At 36.6% G+C, this 18243-nt stretch carries 11 protein-coding genes; 7 read left to right on the top strand and 4 right to left on the bottom strand.

Going from position 1 to position 18243, the window contains the following annotated elements:
- Positions 1-15: 15 nt before the first annotated feature.
- Genes I600_RS15260 through I600_RS15245 form a run of 4 tightly spaced genes read right to left on the bottom strand, consistent with a single transcriptional unit; the run spans position 16 to position 11080 of the window.
- The gene (locus I600_RS15260) at positions 16-3495 is read right to left on the bottom strand and encodes a VCBS repeat-containing protein (RefSeq protein WP_058105421.1); all 3480 of its coding nucleotides are present in this window, start codon (positions 3493-3495) and stop codon (positions 16-18) included.
- A gap of 6 nt (positions 3496-3501) precedes the next feature.
- Positions 3502-5022: a sulfatase-like hydrolase/transferase gene (locus tag I600_RS15255; protein ID WP_058105420.1), complete on the bottom strand. Its 1521-nt coding sequence runs from the start codon at positions 5020-5022 to the stop codon at positions 3502-3504.
- A complete protein-coding gene (locus I600_RS15250) occupies positions 5019-6836 on the bottom strand; it encodes an arylsulfatase (RefSeq protein ID WP_058105419.1) in 1818 nt (605 codons plus the stop codon). The genes I600_RS15255 and I600_RS15250 overlap by 4 nt, the downstream gene beginning before the upstream one ends.
- A gap of 17 nt (positions 6837-6853) precedes the next feature.
- Positions 6854-11080, bottom strand: coding sequence for a hybrid sensor histidine kinase/response regulator transcription factor (locus I600_RS15245; RefSeq protein WP_058105418.1), 4227 nt, complete (start codon positions 11078-11080; stop codon positions 6854-6856).
- Positions 11081-11316: 236 nt separating this feature from the next.
- Here I600_RS15245 and I600_RS15240 point away from each other — a divergent pair, with 236 nt between their 5' ends.
- The 7 genes from I600_RS15240 to fucP all read left to right on the top strand — a co-directional run bounded on the left by I600_RS15240 (position 11317) and on the right by fucP (position 18242).
- Positions 11317-12186 carry an AraC family transcriptional regulator gene (locus tag I600_RS15240; RefSeq protein WP_058105417.1) on the top strand — a complete coding sequence of 290 codons (870 nt, stop codon included), beginning with the start codon at positions 11317-11319 and terminating at the stop codon, positions 12184-12186.
- 87 nt (positions 12187-12273) lie between these two features.
- Entirely contained in the window at positions 12274-13596 is a 1323-nt protein-coding gene (locus I600_RS15235) for an L-fuconate dehydratase (protein WP_058105416.1), read from the top strand.
- Positions 13597-13607: 11 nt separating this feature from the next.
- Positions 13608-14381, top strand: coding sequence for an SDR family NAD(P)-dependent oxidoreductase (locus I600_RS15230; RefSeq protein ID WP_058105517.1), 774 nt, complete (start codon positions 13608-13610; stop codon positions 14379-14381).
- Positions 14382-14391: 10 nt separating this feature from the next.
- Positions 14392-15249, top strand: a complete 858-nt coding sequence (locus I600_RS15225; protein ID WP_058105415.1) for a fumarylacetoacetate hydrolase family protein — start codon at positions 14392-14394, stop codon at positions 15247-15249.
- Positions 15246-16076 carry an amidohydrolase family protein gene (locus tag I600_RS15220; RefSeq protein WP_058105414.1) on the top strand — a complete coding sequence of 277 codons (831 nt, stop codon included), beginning with the start codon at positions 15246-15248 and terminating at the stop codon, positions 16074-16076. Before I600_RS15225 ends, I600_RS15220 begins: the two co-directional genes overlap by 4 nt.
- A 28-nt stretch (positions 16077-16104) precedes the next feature.
- Positions 16105-16884 (top strand): L-fucose dehydrogenase, encoded by a 780-nt coding sequence (locus I600_RS15215; protein ID WP_058105413.1) that lies wholly within the window; start codon positions 16105-16107, stop codon positions 16882-16884.
- A 50-nt stretch (positions 16885-16934) separates the two neighbouring features.
- A complete protein-coding gene (gene fucP / locus I600_RS15210; protein ID WP_058105412.1) occupies positions 16935-18242 on the top strand; it encodes an L-fucose:H+ symporter permease in 1308 nt (435 codons plus the stop codon).
- Position 18243: the final 1 nt, after the last annotated feature.

Raw genomic sequence — 18243 nt, 5'->3', positions numbered from 1 at the left:
ATGGTGTATTCACTATTATTTAAATTCAACAGTGTGAATTGCATCTGATTTTAAAATATACTGTGCTGGTTGTGACAGGTAGCCACTACCCCAATATCTTTCTACTTTTCTAATTTTTCCATTCTGCAACTCTAGGACAGCCGTAGTAGTGCCTTTTGGCCAAGAAATTATTGAATCTATCTTAGCATTCTGATATTTAAATCCTTTAGTTCCTCCATTATTTACCGTAACCACAAATTGGGGTTGCTGATCACTATTTTGATACTGAACTAAACTTTTGGTGTCACCGGGCGCGTAAAAACCACTTTCCCTATATGGTAATTCTCTAAAACCTCCTTTGCCATCACCTAACAGAACCAATCCATTACCACCATCTATATACCCAGAAATCACCTCTGTATGATATAGATTACCTACCGCTAACAAATCTAAATTTCCATCAAAATTAACATCGGCAACTTGCATACCCTGTACTGTAGAAAATTGAGCAACCAACGGCAGTTGAATAGGTTCTAACTTACCATCTCCTGTATTTTCCAGATACATTGAGGTAAATTCGTTGGCTTCCAAAATTTGCATAGAAGTAGTGTCTAACACCCGCAATAAATCTTGAGTACTAGATTCTGCAAATTCCTTATAACTTCTAAACACCCCTTTTACACTATTTAACTGTGTAGCTAATAAATTTCTAGGTGCTATACTTACTTCTTTATCACGGATAAATCTTGTAGCTATGGCATCAACACTGCCATTACTATCAAAATCATTCGCATAAATACGTAGCGGTTTTTCCTTGGTGACTTTGTAAGCATGGTTGTTGCCCAGGTTACCTACGACATAGTCGGTATCGCCATCATTATCGAAATCGCCCCCAACGATACTATTCCACCAACCTTTAGCAGAATCAATGGAAGGTGAAATTGGAGTTTTTATTAATTTTCCATCTTTCTTTTTAAAAAATGTAATAGACATAAACTCACCTACCACTAACAAATCCATTTCAGCATCATTATCTACATCAGTAAAAATTGCTGAGGTAACCATACCGATTTCCGATAGTTCTGGCGCCCATTGTAAGGTTACATCTGTAAATGTACCCGCATCATTACGTAATAAATAACTTTTTGGGGCAATTGGAAAACTCCCTGGTGTAACCCTACCACCTACAAACAAATCCAAATCACCATCCCCATCAAAATCAGTGGCCACTGCACAAGAACCACTTGCCAAGATTGGTGGTAATGCATCGGGGTTATATTTAAAATTGCCCTTTCCATCATTTAAGTACAACCTGTCTTGATAATGCCCTTTATCAAAGTATTTTACCGCACTGCCTCCACTTACTATATAAAGATCCAAGTCGCCATCTGTATCGGCATCAAAGAACAATGCTCCTCCATCTTCATAAATAGGCTGTTCGGCTAAAGGCTTAGCGATGAAAGTACCATCATTTTGTTGAAACAATAATTGTCCTGAATTACCCCGGCTACCACCAATAAAAATATCGTCTAAACCGTCTCCGTTACAATCCGCAACGGCAGTTGAAGGGCCATTATAATCGAACTGATGTAAAAGTAGGGGCTCATGGATAAAATCGTTTCCCCTGTTTTCTACGTGGGTATGGTTTAACATGAAAGATGTCAATAAGGTAGAACCCATATTTTTTTCTTTTGCGTTAACCAATTCTATTGTTGATGAATCAATGCGATAAATAGTATCTAAACGTTCCGGAGAAAATTCACCTGAAATTCCATCTGGCCATGTAATAGATACTTTTTGCAACTCTTTATTCTTTGACAAGCCAAAATGTAATTTTTGCTGAGAACTAGACATGTATCCCTTAACCGGATTTTTTTCTTGATACGCCACTGTACCATCTTTAAAATGCAATCCTACTTGTGCACCATATGCATTCTTATTATTTTCTTTACCTATTACGTCTAATTGTAGGTAATGGTTATTATTTGAATTGTTACGATATAAAAATGCAGGGGCATTGATGTTATTAACCACCAAATCCAAATCACCATCATTGTCAAAATCGGCATAGGCTGCACCGTTACTTAAAGAAGCCTTGTCAAAGCCCCAATCTTTCACTTTATTTTCAAATTTTAATTCGCCCTCATTTTTAAACATGTAGTTGGGCAAGTATATACTATCTAAGTCTAAAATTCGCTTCACAACCTTTGCTTCGCGCATTTTACCCGTTCCCTTTTGAAAAATATGTTGCTGACTAGAATAATCTTGAAAATCATGGTCGGTTATATTTCTTCTGAAACCATTCGTAATATATAAATCTTTAGATCCATCATTATCAAAATCCGCTGCCAAGGGAGCCCAACTCCAATCGGTTTCATGCAAACCTGCCAAGCGACCAACTTCGCTATATATTGGCTTACCATCAGTACCCTCACCTCTGTTCAATTGCAACACATTACGAATAAACTGTGGCTGAAATCCTTTTTTTATAGTTTCTTTAAAGTGTTGTGGATTCATGTTTGCCGTCATGGTTTTTTGGCGCTCATTTGACTCGGGAAGCATATCCAAAACAAAAATATCAAGCAATCCATTATTCGTAAAATCAGCCATTTCTATTCCCATACTATTACGGGCGGTATGACTAAAATAAGATGACAATTGATCTGAAAACGTACCATCTTGATTGTTGATGTACAATAGATCACTAGCTAAAAAATCGTTGGCCACATAAATATCGGGCCATCCATCTTTATTGATGTCGGCAACGGCTACTCCAAGACCATATCCTTCTGTTAAAATACCTGCACTTGCCGATACATTTTTAAAAACGGGATGACCGTCTGGACCAATACCGTTATTTCTATATAATTTATCAGTACTGGGACCCGACCCATCTTTTAAGGTATAAAGCTTTTCTACTTGATCTGTATTCTCCTTGGCATGTGTTAACAAGTACAGATCCAAGTCACCATCCTTATCATAATCTAAAAAGGCCGCTTGCGTAGAAAAACCACTGTCGGCAATGCCATAATCAGTTGCTTGCTCAGTAAAGGTAGCATCCCCATTGTTAACATACAGCTTGTTTTTTCTTTTGTTTTCAGTGGTGAATCCACCAACGGAAACATAAATATCCAACCATCCATCTTGATTAATGTCAACAATAGAAACTCCATTGTCCCACGAATCACCAGTAATCCCGGCCACCTCTGTAATATCTTCAAAAATAAAGCCCCCTTTATTCAAATAGAGCTTGGAAGGCACTAGGTTACCCGAAAAGAAAATATCTTCCAAGCCATCATTGTTAAAATCTCCTACCCCAACACCTGCACCAATGTATAAATAAGGAAATGAGAAATAATGCATTTCTTCTGTCTCCCAAATCTTATTATTGAAATCTATATTAGATTGCTTTTCAGATATCAACGTAAATCGTTTCTCCTCTACCTTTCCTTTACAAGCAAATAATAATACTGCCAGTAGAACTATGCACCCATATCTCCAATTAAACTTCAACATCTAGCGTTATATTTTTGATTTAAACTTGGCGTAAGTGGCTGATAAATCTAACGAATCTTTCATCTTCATTTGTAACTGTTGCAATTCTCCAAAAAGCTCTTCCACCTTTGCTTTATATTCTGTTTTGGTTGCTAAATCCTTCATTTCATCTGGGTCTTCTTCCATGCTAAAAAGTAATAGTTTGTTCAACTTTGGGTATACCAACAATTTAAATCCATCTTTTCTGATCATTCGCTGCGAATTAACATATGACCCATAAATTGACGGGTAATTACTACTTTTTTGTGTGCCCTTAACCAGTGGTAATATGCTATTAAAGAACACCTTTTCTTTTGCTGGCGCCCCTGCTAAATCTAGCGCAGTGGCCATAGCATCTTGAATATAGATGTCAGTATTTACCTTTTTGTCTTTAGGTATATCCGGTCCGCAAATTATAAAAGGTGCACGTATACTATGATCGAACAAACTTTGCTTGCCTATTAGCCCATGTTTGCCTATGGCCAAACCGTGATCGGCAGTAAAAACTATATATGTATTCTTAGGATCTAAAGTTTCTTCTACTTTTTTCCAAATTTCCCCAAGTTGTTGGTCTAAATGCGTAATTAATGCATAATATTCTTGAATGTGTTTTTTGGTGGCATAGGCTGTTCTTGGAAATGGGGCCAAAGCCTCATCTCTCAATTGGTAATCATTATCTATACCTACTCTATCTGGGTAAACTTCTTGCCAATTTTTTGGAAGCGAAATTTGCTCTAAAGGATACATGTCCAAAAATTCTTGAGGTGCTTGCCTAGGGTCGTGTGGCGCATTAAAAGCCAAATACATAAAAACAGGCTTCTCTCGGTCTTTGGTCTCATCTAAAAACGCAACTGCATCGTTTTTAACGACCTCGCTCCAATGTGTACCGCCCTCCCAATAACCACCATGTGTTGGGTCTGCAGGATTCCACAAGGTATCCTTTTCATCCTTTGGTCTATTGTATCCCAAAGGCATCACCGTTGCCGGATTGATATCTTTAGGCAACTCTGCAAAAGTTTTTACCATAGCAGCATGGTCCCACCGATCTTTGGGCATACCTGGTCTTTCATTTTTTACATAGTCAAATACTTTCTGAGTCTTGGCGGTAACATGCCATTTGCCTCCCATATAGGTTTCGTAACCCGCAGCTTTCATATATTGCCCCCAAGTATGTTCCAAGTCTTGGTCTTTCTTCCAGGCTTCATACTTCTTTTGTGCATCCCAAACACTTAAGCCAGATATTATCATTGATCTTGAAGCTACACATACAGCACCATTCCACGCGCCCATATTGTAAGCATGGGTAAACGTGGTTCCCGTTGTGACCAAACGATCCAAATTAGGCGTTTTTATTTCTGCATTGCCTAAAGCGTATATAGCATCATATGTGTAATCATCAGCAAATAAAAAAATGAAATTCGGTTTTTCTTTCTTCTGTGTTTTCTCTTGTTCTTTACATGCAATAAAACAACTTATGACCCCTAATAATATAAGTAAACGCTTTTTCATAATTTGGTAATATTTACATAAAATGCTGGGAATTCTGATGTATCTGGAGTAATAAAACTGGCAGCCAACCTATACGTTCCGTTCTCTAACCTACCGGTAACGGAGACATGACTTTCCGATGCATTTCCGTCTTGCTTAAAAACAAGGTCATTTAATTTAATTTGACCACCAACTACCTTTATCCCTATACCTTTTGCTAGTCCGTTCCAATTGGGTTTAGAGGCTATTTCTTTTACAGTGTCGTTTATAGCGAAGTTAGATTCTGGTGGATATCGGTACAAATCGAATTGATAGTTTCCCGGTTCTGTAATTTTTATTAAATAATACCCCTTTGGCTGTTGCTCACCCTTCCGTATCAAATCTTGATTCCACGGTATTGGATCCTCTGAATGTAAATCATGAACGGTAAGCAACACGTTTTCATTGTTTGGCGTGTTTAAAGGAATGCTTGCATAATGCATATCCGCCTCCGTACTTTTCCACCATTCATCATAAAATGCCTGCATATTTTTTACCCGCTCAGGAAACTTATCACTAAGGTTCTCTGTTTGACTTATGTCAGTTTCTATATTATAGAGTTCATCACCATTTACCAAGCGCCACGCTCCTTGCATTACACAACTATTTCTATCTTTTTTGGGCCATTGTAAACGTTGGGTATCTACCACTAACATACGATCTTCCAATTTTGTATTTGATTGGAATACTTGGGAGACGTCGGTACCATCTAAATAGTTCTTAGGTGTATATTCTAATTTGCATAACGCGGCAAAAGTGGGCAAGATGTCTACATGTGCCACCAAATCGTTACTTTTCTTTTGGTTCTTTGAAGTTATATTTCCCTTGGGCCAATGAATTAAGAACGGCACCCTATGACCACCCTCATACGGGCTACTTTTGGTTCCTCTGAGATTTGCATTATAACCCGTAGTCAATCCATTTTTTTTACCAATGCCGGCAGCAGTGCCATTATCCGTCGTAAATACTAAAATTGTATTTTCCAGCTTTCCAGATGTTTCTAGATATTTTAAAAGCTTACCTATGTTATCATCCACATTACTGATCATACCATAAAACCGTTTTTGGGTATCGGTAAGATTTGCATCTGCATACATATCTAAATACTCTTGCGGTACGTTAAATGGACCATGAGGCGCATTTAAAGCTAAATATGCAAAAAAAGGTTTATCCGCTTGATCTTCAATATATTTTATAGTTTCATTGAACCAAACATCTGTACAATAACCTTTAAACTTTTCTGGAATACCGTTTCTAAAATAAGTATCATCAAAATAATCATTATTCCAAAAATCCGGAGTTTGTCCTACACCACCGCCGCCGTGATATAATGCGTTATCAAAACCTCGATCATGCGGTCTAAACGGGTAATTATCCCCTAAATGCCATTTGCCGAACATTGCAGTTGCATACCCATTTTCTTGAAAAACCTCTGACATGGTTTGCTCCTCTTCATTTAAAATAGAGCAGCCCCCAATGGTATGCCAAGCATTGTTTCTATTACTATTTCTACCTGTCATTAATCCCGCCCTAGAGGGCGCACAGGTTGTACCTACATGAAAGTTAGTCAACTCGGTAGACTTCGCCGCTAAAGCATCAATATTGGGCGTTTTTATAATTGTATTACCATGAAAACCTACGTCTCCATAGCCTTGATCATCTGTGATTATAAAAATAACATTAGGTCGTTCAAAATCGTTCGCTTTTTTCTCATCAACCGTATTCCTATCCTTACAAGAACTGAATATCAATACCAATACAGAAAATTTAAAAAATAGGTTGTTACCGAGTTTCATATTTGGTTAAAGGCGAATTAATCTTGTTCCACTTTTGTTTTCTTAATGTATTCACTAGGTACTACACCAAATTCTTTTTTAAAACATTTAGAAAAATAGGAGGCGGTATTGAACCCCGTTCTGAACATAATTTCCTTTACGGAAAAATCACTATTGTCCAGAAGTTGAATGGCTCGTTTTAATCGAATATTCCTTATGAACTCACTTGAAGACAAACCGGTAAGCTCCTTGAACTTTAGGTAAAGATTACTTCTACTATGCCCCATTTCCTTTACCAACATCTCTACATTAAAATCAGTATTCATCATATGTTTCTCTACCGTTTCAACCGCTTGCTGCAAAAACTTTTCATCTAATGAGGTTACGGTAACTTCTTTAGGCTGTAACGTAATTTCTTTCTTGAATCTTTTACGCAACTCTTCCCTATCTTTAAGAATATTGGCTACTTTAAGCTCTAATACCTGTACATTGAACGGTTTCTTTAAATAGGCATCTGCTCCGTGTGATAAACCTTCTATCTCACTCTCTTGCGAAGTCTTGGCAGTCAACATTATTACCGGAATATGACTGGTAATATTGGTTGTTTTTATCATTTCACAGAACTCAATACCGCCCATAACCGGCATAACTACATCCGTGATTATAATATTGGGCAACACTTTTTTAGCTATCTCCATACCACGTTCACCATTATTGGCTTCAAAGACCGTGTAGGTTTTACCCATGACCTGTTTTATGAACTGTATGATATCTGGATTATCATCTACAATAAGCAATACGGGGTTTTTAGATCTAACCTTAGATAAATTGTAATCTTCTAGTTCATCATTCAAATCTATTGCCAAGGACTCGGCCTCAGAAGATCTTACCAAATAATCGTTATCCGTTATTTCTTTACAGCTGATATCTTCCGCATTTTCGTATGCTTGTTTATCCGTTGGTAAGGTCACTGTAAAACAAGACCCTCCACCTTCATTATTTTCAACGGAAATACTGCCTAAGTGCAACTCTACCAAACTTTTGGTAAACGCAAGACCTATACCAACACCTTTGGAGTTTACTTTTTCGTTCTCTTTCTCCGTATAATACTTCTCAAAAATGATATTCTTCTTAACATCTGAAATACCCAGTCCGTTATCCTTTACTTTAATGATAACATTTTCTTTTTCTGTAGGTCCATTTTTGTCAATATCGATTTCTACTATGATCTCACCACCCTCAGGAGTAAATTTGAAGGCGTTGGACAGAAGATTGTTTATCACCTTTTCCAATGCATTATGATCGAACCAAGTTTTAAAATGTTCTTGACTTGAGACAATGTTGAACTTGACCGATTTTTTAAATGCCAATAACTGAAAGGGCTCCGCCACTTCCTTTATAAAAAATACAATATCCGTATGCCTAACAACAAGTGACATCTTACCTTGGTTGATCTTTCTAAAATCTAACAATTGGTTCACCAACCTTAAAAGGTAGTTGGTGTTCTTATGCATTAATTGATATTGCTCTTTCAGATTAGATGCCCCAATTTCTTCCTTACTGCTTAACAAATACTCTAAAGGAGCTTTGATCAAAGTAAGCGGGGTCTTGAACTCGTGCGAAATATTGGTGAAAAAATCAAGCTTTAAAGTTTGCAGTTCATCGTTTTTCTCTTTCTCCAAGTGTTCCAGTTCCAGTTGATGTTTTTTGGTATTACTAATTATGGTAAACCTCCATAAACCGGCCAAAAGAAGCAATAGTAAAAGGCCATAAATAATATATGCCACCGTAGTTCTGTAAATAGGCGGTCTAACAGTTAATTGTAAGGTGTACGGTGTATTATCCCAAAGGCCATCGTTATTGGATGATTTTACCTTTAAGGTATAATTACCAGGTTCAATGTTAGTATAAGTAGCAAACCTTTTGTCCGAACTTGCATATACCCAATCATTATCAAAACCTTCTAACTTATATGCGTATTGGTTCTTTATTGGTGCAGAAAAATGTAAGGAAGAAAATTCAAATGAAAAGCTATTCTCGCTATAATCTAAAGTAATATCCTTTACCTCGGATATATTTTCTTCTAATAAAACCCTACCGTTTATTTCTTCGCCTACAGCTACCTCTTCGTTGAAAATAGATAGTTTGGTAACTACCGTTTCCGGTGCTGTTTTGTTATCATTTATTTCCCTTGGATAAAATGCGTTAAAACCGTTGATGCCGCCAAAAACCAATTCACCATCCTTTCTTTTTAAAGAGGCCAATTCTTGAAACTCACTATCCTGCAAGCCGTCCGAAACATCAAAATTCTTAAAGATTTCTTGTTCAGTATCAAACATGGACAGTCCTTTATTGGTAGAAACCCATAAATGACCTTGTTCATCTTCTAAAATTGCCTTTATTACATTATTAGGCAAACCTTGGGCTATACTATAGTTTTTGAACGTCGCTTCTTCACCATTTTCCCCTGGTATAAGTTTATTTAATCCACCACCAAATGTACCTATCCAAAGCTCTCCTTTTCTATTTTCAAAAAGTGATAAAATATAATTGTGGCTTAATGAATTTGGATCCTCTTCATCCTTTTTGTAATTCTTGAATTTTGGATCCTCTTTATATTTTTCGGTAATTGTTAGCTGACTAAGTCCATCGCCCGTTGCGATCCACATATTCCCCTTACTATCTTCATAAATATTTCTTACAATATTGTTGGCCAAGGAGTTAACATCATTGGTATTTTCCTTAAAATTCTGCTTTGAATAATTTCCATCCACGTCTTTAATCCAGCGGTATAAACCGCCTGAATAAGTACCTATCCATAAATTATCTTGAGAATCGTTCAAGAGACTGAATACACTTCTGTGAATACCTTCTAGTTTAGTAATTTTAGGAGTGTAGTTTTTAGGATTTGTAATATCTATTTTAAACAAGTACGGATGACTTTGACCGCCCGCCAAAAGAAATTTTCTATTTTTTATGGTAATCTCTTCAAGGGCAAAAACTTTTCTTAATTCATTAGTTGAAGTAAATGCGGCATATTTCTCTTTATCAGATTCACCTTTATTTAAACCACCACCCTCTGTACCTACCCAAAATGTACCGTTACTATCTTCAAAAATTGATCTTATTTTATCATAACTAAGACTGTTCTCTTTTAAATTGCGCTTTACGTGTTTAAACTTTTTTCTGTTTGGATCAAACTTGTTTACTCCGCCACCATTGGTACCTACCCATAAAATACCTGTTCTATCTATGAACAAAGAGGTAATAATATTTTTGCTAATGCTATTTTTATCTTCTGGCTTATAGCTGAAGGTTTTTATTAACTGGGGTTGCTTTAAGCTAGAAGAATTATCAAAGTACAACAGCCCGTTATCAGTACCGGCCCAAATGTGGTTCATATCATCAAAAGCTAAAGACGTAAAGTTTCCTTCTCTGATTTTTATAAATTTTTGATCCTTATCATTATTTTGGACAAACAACCCCTGCCCTGTACCAACAATATATTTGTTATATCTGTCTTGTGCTATTACACCTACCGATTCTGTACCAAAACCGATTTCATCACTAATCAGTTTAAAATAAGATTTACCGCCAGCATCTAGTTTTAGCTGATATATACCTAAATGACCGCCCAAAAGTATCTCGCCATCAGAATTTTCATATATAGAATTGATTACACTACCATCTTGTCGCTCATCGGTGTCCTTGATTACAAACTTGAACTTTTCAAACTTTACACTATCCACAGATACCGAGAGGTCAACCATGTTGACATCTTCCTTAGTGGCTATCCACAGTCTATTTTTGCTATCAATATATAGACGTGTTATGTAATTACTAGAAATACTATGGTCGTCTTCTTTATTATATTTAAACTGCCTAAAAGTTTCTTTCTTTTTATCATAATAAAATAGACCATCACCGGTACTACCAATCCACAGATTTCCATTATCATCACCAGTCATGGCGTAAATAAGGTTACTGTTTATGTTCGTGCTTTTTTGATCAGGTTTAAAAACGGAGAAAGAATATCCATCATATCTATTTAATCCATCGTGTGTACCAAACCACATGAAGCCATAGGAATCTTGATATATACAATTCACATCACTTTGCGAAAGACCATCATCTGTACCAATATGATCAAAATAGAAGTTTTCCTGTGCCTCTACTGTAAAGGAAAAGAACAACCCAAAAATCACCAAAAGTGGCTTTGTTATCCTTACTGGTTTCAAACATATTTTTCTAAAGACCTTAAGCATAAATGTATGTTTATAAAAAGCTATTTTCGGGAGAATATTCATGAACAATAAAAGTGATAAAGTTTAGTATAATACCATGAACGAAATGATTTCATATGTAGAAGATATGGTTTTATTTGTCTTTTTCCTCTTCAAAATTCAATAAAACCCTATTCCTCTATATAATATAAGCACTACAAATCATATATTTTTTATACATTTTAAAATAGTTCGTATTTTGTAATAAATTACATGATATGAAACTTCATCTGCTAGATCGCTCTAGTGTTGCCAATACCTCTATTACCGTATCTCAAAATAATTACAAGAATTTTTTGAAGGTGTGGCATTTTCATGAAGAGCTAGAATTGGTATTTATTATTAAAAGTACCGGTACTAGATTTGTTGGAGATAGCATAGAAAAATTTGAAGCCGGTGAGGTTGTTTTAATAGGTAAGAACGTTCCGCATATGTGGTTAAATGACGAGGTATATTTTGAAAAAAACTCCTCACTTACCGCACAAGCTGTTTCCGTTCATTTTAAAGATAACTTCGTTGGTCAAGAATTTTTATCCCTGCCAGAAATGCAACCTGTTGCTCAATTATTGAAGAAAGCGGCACAGGGAATAAAATTCAACCATATTAAGGATAACATAAAAAATGAATTAATAAATCTACATAGTCTTGAACCTGCACTTAAAATTACGAGAATAATTGAATTATTATGCAAATTAGAGCAACAGCAAAACTATACGCTTTTATCAAGTAATGGTTTTATAAATACATTTCATAAATCAGAAAATAAAAGGTTGAATATTATTTATGAATATGTATATCAAAATTTTCATACCCAAATAAGCTCTAAAGATGTAGCTCTGTTGGTTAGTATGAACGCATCATCCTTCAGTAGATTTTTTAAGACAATTCACAGAAAACCGTTTACCAGATTCTTGAATGAAATTAGAATTGGCTTTGCTTGCAAAATGCTACTTGAAAACAAAGAGAGTATTACATCAATTGCATATGCGTGTGGATTTGGAAACATTTCTAATTTTAATCGTCAGTTCAAAATCATAAAAGACGAATCTCCTTCTTCATTTTTAAGCCAACATCGAAAACATTTTTAAACCAAATGCAAAAAAAGTATCAGATTTGGTATTTTATGTGGTGGTTTTAGGTCATCTACTCTCCTATTTTTGAATAAAACAAAATCAATGTCAAATTCAATTATAATTACTGACGTCATCTCTAGGGACATTCGCTTTCCTACAAGTAAGTCTTTAGACGGATCAGATGCCATGAATCCTGATCCAGATTATAGTGCTGCATACGTTATATTAAAGACTAATGCACCTGATGGCCATGAAGGTCACGGATTAACTTTTACTATAGGTAGAGGTAATGAACTTTGCACCCAGGCCATAACATCTCTTTCTCATTTAGTCATTGGTAAATCTTTGGAAAGCTTTACCTCGAATATGGGCGCTTTTTGGAAAATGATTACCGGTGACAGCCAATTGAGATGGTTGGGTCCTGAAAAAGGGGTTATTCACTTAGCCACTGGCGCTATTGTAAATGCCGTTTGGGATCTATATGCCAAGGTAGAGAAGAAACCGCTTTGGAAATTATTGGCAGATATGACTCCCGCTGAATTGGTCTCATGTATAGATTTCACTTACATTACGGATGCCATTACTCCTAAAGAAGCTCTTGAACTTTTAAGTAAAAATGAAGCTACCAAACAAGAACGTATTGCTTTTCTGAAAGACAAAGGCTACCCTGCATATACTACATCGGCAGGTTGGTTAGGGTATTCCGATGATAAAATGAGACGTCTTTGCAAAGAAGCTAAAGAGAGTGGCTTTAAGCATATGAAAATTAAAGTTGGTTCTGACCTAAAGGATGATATGAGACGTGCCGCAATTATTCGTGAAGAAATTGGAGACGATCTAAAACTCATGATGGATGCCAACCAAAAATGGGATGTTGACGAAGCGATCACCAACATGGAATCGCTTAAAAAATTCAACCCGTGGTGGATTGAAGAACCAACTAGTCCCGATGATATCTTAGGTCATGCTAAAATTGCCAAAGCAGTTAAACCCATTGAAGTTGCAACAGGTGAACATTGTCAAAATAGAGTAATCTTTAAGCAACTAATGCAGGCCGGTGCCATTGGCATTTGCCAAATTGATAGCTGTAGGGTTGGTGGCGTAAACGAAATTTTGGCCATATTGTTAATGGCCGCTAAATTCAACATCCCTGTTTGCCCGCATGCAGGTGGTGTAGGGCTTTGTGAGTACGTGCAACACCTATCCATGATAGACTTTATAGCTATAAGCGGTAGTATGGAAAATAGAATTATAGAATTTGTTGATCATTTGCACGAACATTTTTATGACCCTGTGGTTATTAAGGACGGAGCATACATGCCCCCAAAACTACCAGGCTATAGTATTACCATGAAAGAAGAGTCATTGGACACCTATACTTTTCCTGATGGGGCATTTTGGAAAGAAGAATTACAGAACAAATAAACGATAGAAACATGAAGTTTAACCTAAAAGGTAAAAACGCTATAATAACCGGTGGTGGTAGTGGTATTGGTCAAGCAATTTCTACAACTTTTGCTGCGCAAGGAGCAAACGTTCATATTTTGGAATTAAATGCAGACCATGCCCAAAACACTGTAAACTTAATTAAAGAACAAGGTGGATCAGCTACAGCATATAACTGCAATGTTGTTGATCAAAAGCAGGTAGTTGAGGTAATCAATGAAATTGCTTCAAAACATGATATTCATATTTTAATTAATAATGCAGGTATAGCCCATGTAGGTAATATTGAAAAAACTGCCGAAACAGATTTAGATCGCGTTTATGATGTCAATGTTAAAGGCCCGTATAACTGCATGTATGCTCTTATTCCCACTATGAAGAAACATGGGGGAGTCATCATTAATATGGCATCTATAGCTTCTAGCGTAGGTTTAAATGACCGTTTTGCCTATTCTATGAGCAAAGGAGCAATATTGACCATGACCTATTCCATAGCCAAAGATTATATTAAAGACGGTATTCGTTGCAATTGTATTTCACCGGCTAGAATACACACTCCTTTTGTTGACGGGTTCATTAAAGCCAATTACCCGGGACAAGAAGAAGAAATGTTCAAAAACCTTTCTGCCACACAGCCAATTGGCAGAATGGGCAAACCTCAAGAAGTTGCTGACCTAGCCCTTTACCTTTGTTCAGACGAAGCTTCTTTTATAACTGGAACGGATTTCCCTATTGACGGGGGATTCATAAAACTTAACGGATAAATTATATACAATGAAATTAATACGATTTGGAACACCTGAAAATGAGAAACCGGGAGTAATTCTTGATAATGGCGATTGGATAGATACTTCAGGTTTTGGTGAAGATTATGATGAACTGTTTTTTGAGAACGACGGTTTAGCACGACTTAAGTCTTGGGTAGATGAAAAAGCTAATGATTTACCTAAAATAGATAAGAGTACAAGATTGGGACCTCCCCTAAAAAAACCTTCTAAAATTGTTTGCGTTGGGTTGAACTATGCCAAACATGCAGCGGAAAGTGGCATGAAAGTACCTACCGAACCTGTATTGTTCTTTAAAGCAACTTCTGCTATCGTAGGACCCAATGATGATGTTATCATCCCAAAGAATAGTAAGAAGACCGACTGGGAGGTAGAGCTTGCCGTGGTTATTGGTAAAAAAGCAAGCTATGTGGAAGAAGCCGATGCTATGGATTATGTTGCGGGTTACACATTGCATAATGATTATAGTGAAAGGGAATTTCAATTAGAAAAAGAAGGGCAATGGGTAAAAGGTAAAAGTTGTGACACCTTTGCACCTATAGGTCCGTTTTTAGCTACCAAAGAAGAAGTTAGCGATCCACATAATTTAGACTTGTGGTTAAAGGTCAATGGAGAACTATTACAGAACAGTAATACCGAAGATTTAGTTTTCAATGTTCCAAAATTGGTCAGTTATATTAGCCAATACATGACCCTATTACCGGGTGATATCATATCTACAGGTACCCCTTTTGGTGTAGGTTTAGGTTTTAATCCTCCAAGATATTTAAACCCAGGTGATGTGGTTGAATTAGGTATTGAAAAACTAGGTAGTTCTAAACAAGTTGCCAAGGCATATACAAAATGATCATAGACAGCCATCAACATTATTGGAAGTATGACCCGGTTAGAGATAGTTGGATCAATGATGCAATGAAAATTATTCAGCGCGATTTTTTACCTAGTGATTTAAAACCAATACTTACTGAAAACAATGTTGATGGTTGTATTGCCGTACAAGCAGATCAGTCCGAAACCGAGACGACCTTTTTATTAAACTTAGCTACCCATAATAATTTTATAAAGGGAGTCGTAGGCTGGGTAGATTTATGCGATAACAACGTGAAAAAGCGTTTGGAATATTTTGCCCAAAACAAACTTTTTAAAGGTGTGCGCCATATTCTACAAGCTGAAAAGGAAGACTTCATTTTAAATCAAGCCTTTATGAACGGCATTAGTGAATTAGCAGCCTTAAATCTAACCTACGATCTTTTGGTGTTCCCTAATCAATTAAAGAACAGCACTCAATTGGTATCAAAATTTTCAAATCAAAAATTTGTTCTTGACCATATTGCCAAACCACCTATAAAATTAGGTGAAATAAATGATTGGAAAGCTGCTATTACAGCACTTGCCAAAAACCCAAATGTATATTGTAAACTATCGGGCCTAAGTACCGAAGCAAATTGGAGCAGTTGGAAAACTTCCGATTTCACTCCGTATATCGATGTTGTATTTGAGGCATTTGGCACAAACCGCATAATGTTCGGTTCAGATTGGCCTGTTTGTCTATTGGCGGGTAGTTATGCCAAAAACAAAGACATTATCACGTCTTACATCCAGCAACTATCGCTTCCAGAACAAGCACAAATTATGGGATTGAACGCTATGGATTTCTACAACTTAAACGCATAATCAATTAATCATATTAAAATTACCAACGATGGATTTAAATCTGAAAAATAAAGTTATCATAGTATCTGGAGGTTCATCTGGAATTGGTAGAGGTATAAGTATTTGCCTAGCAAAAGAAGGTGCCATACCATATATTCTAGGTAGAAATAAAGCGAATATTGTATCGGTAATTTCTGAGATAGAAAAAGAAGGCGGACAAGCAGGGTATGCTTTTGCCGAGCTTACGGACCCTCAAAAATGTAAAGAGGCCGTTGATAGCTGTATAGCACGTTTTGGTAGAATTGACGGCTTGGTCAATAATGCCGGAGTAAATGATTCGGTAGGGTTAGAAGATGGTAATCATGAAGATTTTATGCGTTCCATTTCCAGAAATCTTACCCATTATTACATGATGGCACACTATGCGCTGCCTGAACTTAAAAGAAACAAGGGAGCAATAGTAAATATCGGCTCTAAAACCTCGGTAACCGGTCAAGGTGGCACTTCTGGTTATGCCGCAGCAAACGGAGGCAGAAATGCACTTACAAGAGAATGGGCGGTCGAGCTACTACCCTATTCCATTCGTGTAAATGCAGTCATTGTTGCCGAATGTTATACACCGTTGTACGATCGTTGGATAAAATCATTTCCAAACCCAGAAGAAAGACTTGGTAAGATTACCGAAAAAATTCCTTTAGAAAATAGAATGACCACAGCAGAAGAAATTGCAGATATGGTCGCTTTCTTACTTTCTGAAAAATCCAGTCATACCACAGGTCAACTCATATTTGTAGATGGTGGCTACAGCCATTTGGACCGCGCCCTATAACGCTGACTTTGCTTTCTAACCTTTCAACTTAACAACAAAACTCACCACCCATGTCAAAGACAGATAAAACACCCATTGTATCAAGAAAAACTTTGTTACCATTTATTTTAATAACTTCTTTATTCGCTCTTTGGGGTTTTGCAAATGCCGTTACGGATCCTATGGTACAAGCATTTAAAAAGGTATTGGAGCTATCTAATTCTCAGGCTGCATGGGTACAAATGGCTTTTTATGGTGGTTATTTTTGCATGGCCTTACCGGCAGCGTTATTTGTTCGCAAATATTCCTATAAAGTAGGTGTTATCATTGGCTTGGCCTTATATGCCGTAGGCGCATTACTTTTTTATCCTGCGGCCATAACAGAACAATTTTGGTTCTTCTGCTTGGGTCTATATATTTTAACATTTGGTCTTGCCTTTTTAGAAACAACCGCCAATCCTTATATATTGGCAATGGGCGACCCTAAAACCGCGACCCAAAGATTAAACTTGGCACAAGCCTTTAACCCTATTGGTCTGTTATTGGGACTTTTAGTGGCCCAGCAATTTGTACTTAAAAATTTACAATCTGACGATGTTGAAAATTATAGTGCCTTATCCGAAGCAAAAAAATCTCTCATAAGAACTTCAGATTTAATGGTGATCAGAGATCCCTATGTAGTCTTAGGCTTGGTTATTTTGGCAATTTTGGTGTTGATCGCCGTTAGTAAAATGCCACAATCAAAAGGTGATGGCAACATACCTAGCCTGTCCCATACATTTAATTCGTTGAAAAAGAATAAAAAATATGTCTTTGGTGTAGTGTCCCAAATATTCTATGTTGGAGCACAGATTATGTGTTGGACCTATATTTACCAATATGCAGAGGCTATTGGTATGGAAAGTGAAACCGCCGCAAATTATCAAATTATCGCCTTTATACTCTTTTTAGTAGGCAGGGTAATTGGCACGTATCTTCTAAGGTTTATATCCTCTGGAAAATTACTGCTATTATATGCCATTGCCGCTATTATCGCATCTTTAGGAACCATGTTCTTAGTAGGTACCATAGGGCTTTATTGTCTGGTAGCACTATCATTATGCATGTCCGTAATGTTCCCAACAATTTATGGTATTGCCTTAGAAAATTTAGAAGAAGAGGAATCTAAAATTGGTGCTGCAGGTCTTGTTATGGCTATCGTTGGTGGTGCCTTAATGCCTGGTCTACAGGGTAAAATAATAGATGTTGGCGGATTTGGTGTCAATGACACGGAAATACTAGGGTTATCCGAGGTCAACTTTTCTTTTATATTACCATTAATCTGTTTTGTGGTTATTGCTTTCTACGGACAAATGACCCATAAATATTATCAGAATTAGC

The organism is Maribacter dokdonensis DSW-8 (assembly GCF_001447995.1).
GTDB classification, from domain to species: domain Bacteria; phylum Bacteroidota; class Bacteroidia; order Flavobacteriales; family Flavobacteriaceae; genus Maribacter; species Maribacter dokdonensis.
This window is presented reverse-complemented; position numbering and strand designations above follow the sequence as displayed.

Excerpts from the sequence above, each read along its gene's own strand:
- I600_RS15215 (WP_058105413.1), top strand. The coding sequence starts at position 16,105 with ATGGATTTAAATCTGAAAAATAAAGTTATCATAGTATCTGGAGGTTCA.
- I600_RS15220 (WP_058105414.1), top strand. The coding sequence starts at position 15,246 with ATGATCATAGACAGCCATCAACATTATTGGAAGTATGACCCGGTTAGA.
- I600_RS15225 (WP_058105415.1), top strand. The coding sequence starts at position 14,392 with ATGAAATTAATACGATTTGGAACACCTGAAAATGAGAAACCGGGAGTA.
- fucP (WP_058105412.1), top strand. The coding sequence starts at position 16,935 with ATGTCAAAGACAGATAAAACACCCATTGTATCAAGAAAAACTTTGTTA.
- I600_RS15240 (WP_058105417.1), top strand. The coding sequence starts at position 11,317 with ATGAAACTTCATCTGCTAGATCGCTCTAGTGTTGCCAATACCTCTATT.
- I600_RS15245 (WP_058105418.1), bottom strand. The coding sequence starts at position 11,080 with ATGCTTAAGGTCTTTAGAAAAATATGTTTGAAACCAGTAAGGATAACA.
- I600_RS15230 (WP_058105517.1), top strand. The coding sequence starts at position 13,608 with ATGAAGTTTAACCTAAAAGGTAAAAACGCTATAATAACCGGTGGTGGT.
- I600_RS15260 (WP_058105421.1), bottom strand. The coding sequence starts at position 3,495 with ATGTTGAAGTTTAATTGGAGATATGGGTGCATAGTTCTACTGGCAGTA.
- I600_RS15235 (WP_058105416.1), top strand. The coding sequence starts at position 12,274 with ATGTCAAATTCAATTATAATTACTGACGTCATCTCTAGGGACATTCGC.
- I600_RS15250 (WP_058105419.1), bottom strand. The coding sequence starts at position 6,836 with ATGAAACTCGGTAACAACCTATTTTTTAAATTTTCTGTATTGGTATTG.
- I600_RS15255 (WP_058105420.1), bottom strand. The coding sequence starts at position 5,022 with ATGAAAAAGCGTTTACTTATATTATTAGGGGTCATAAGTTGTTTTATT.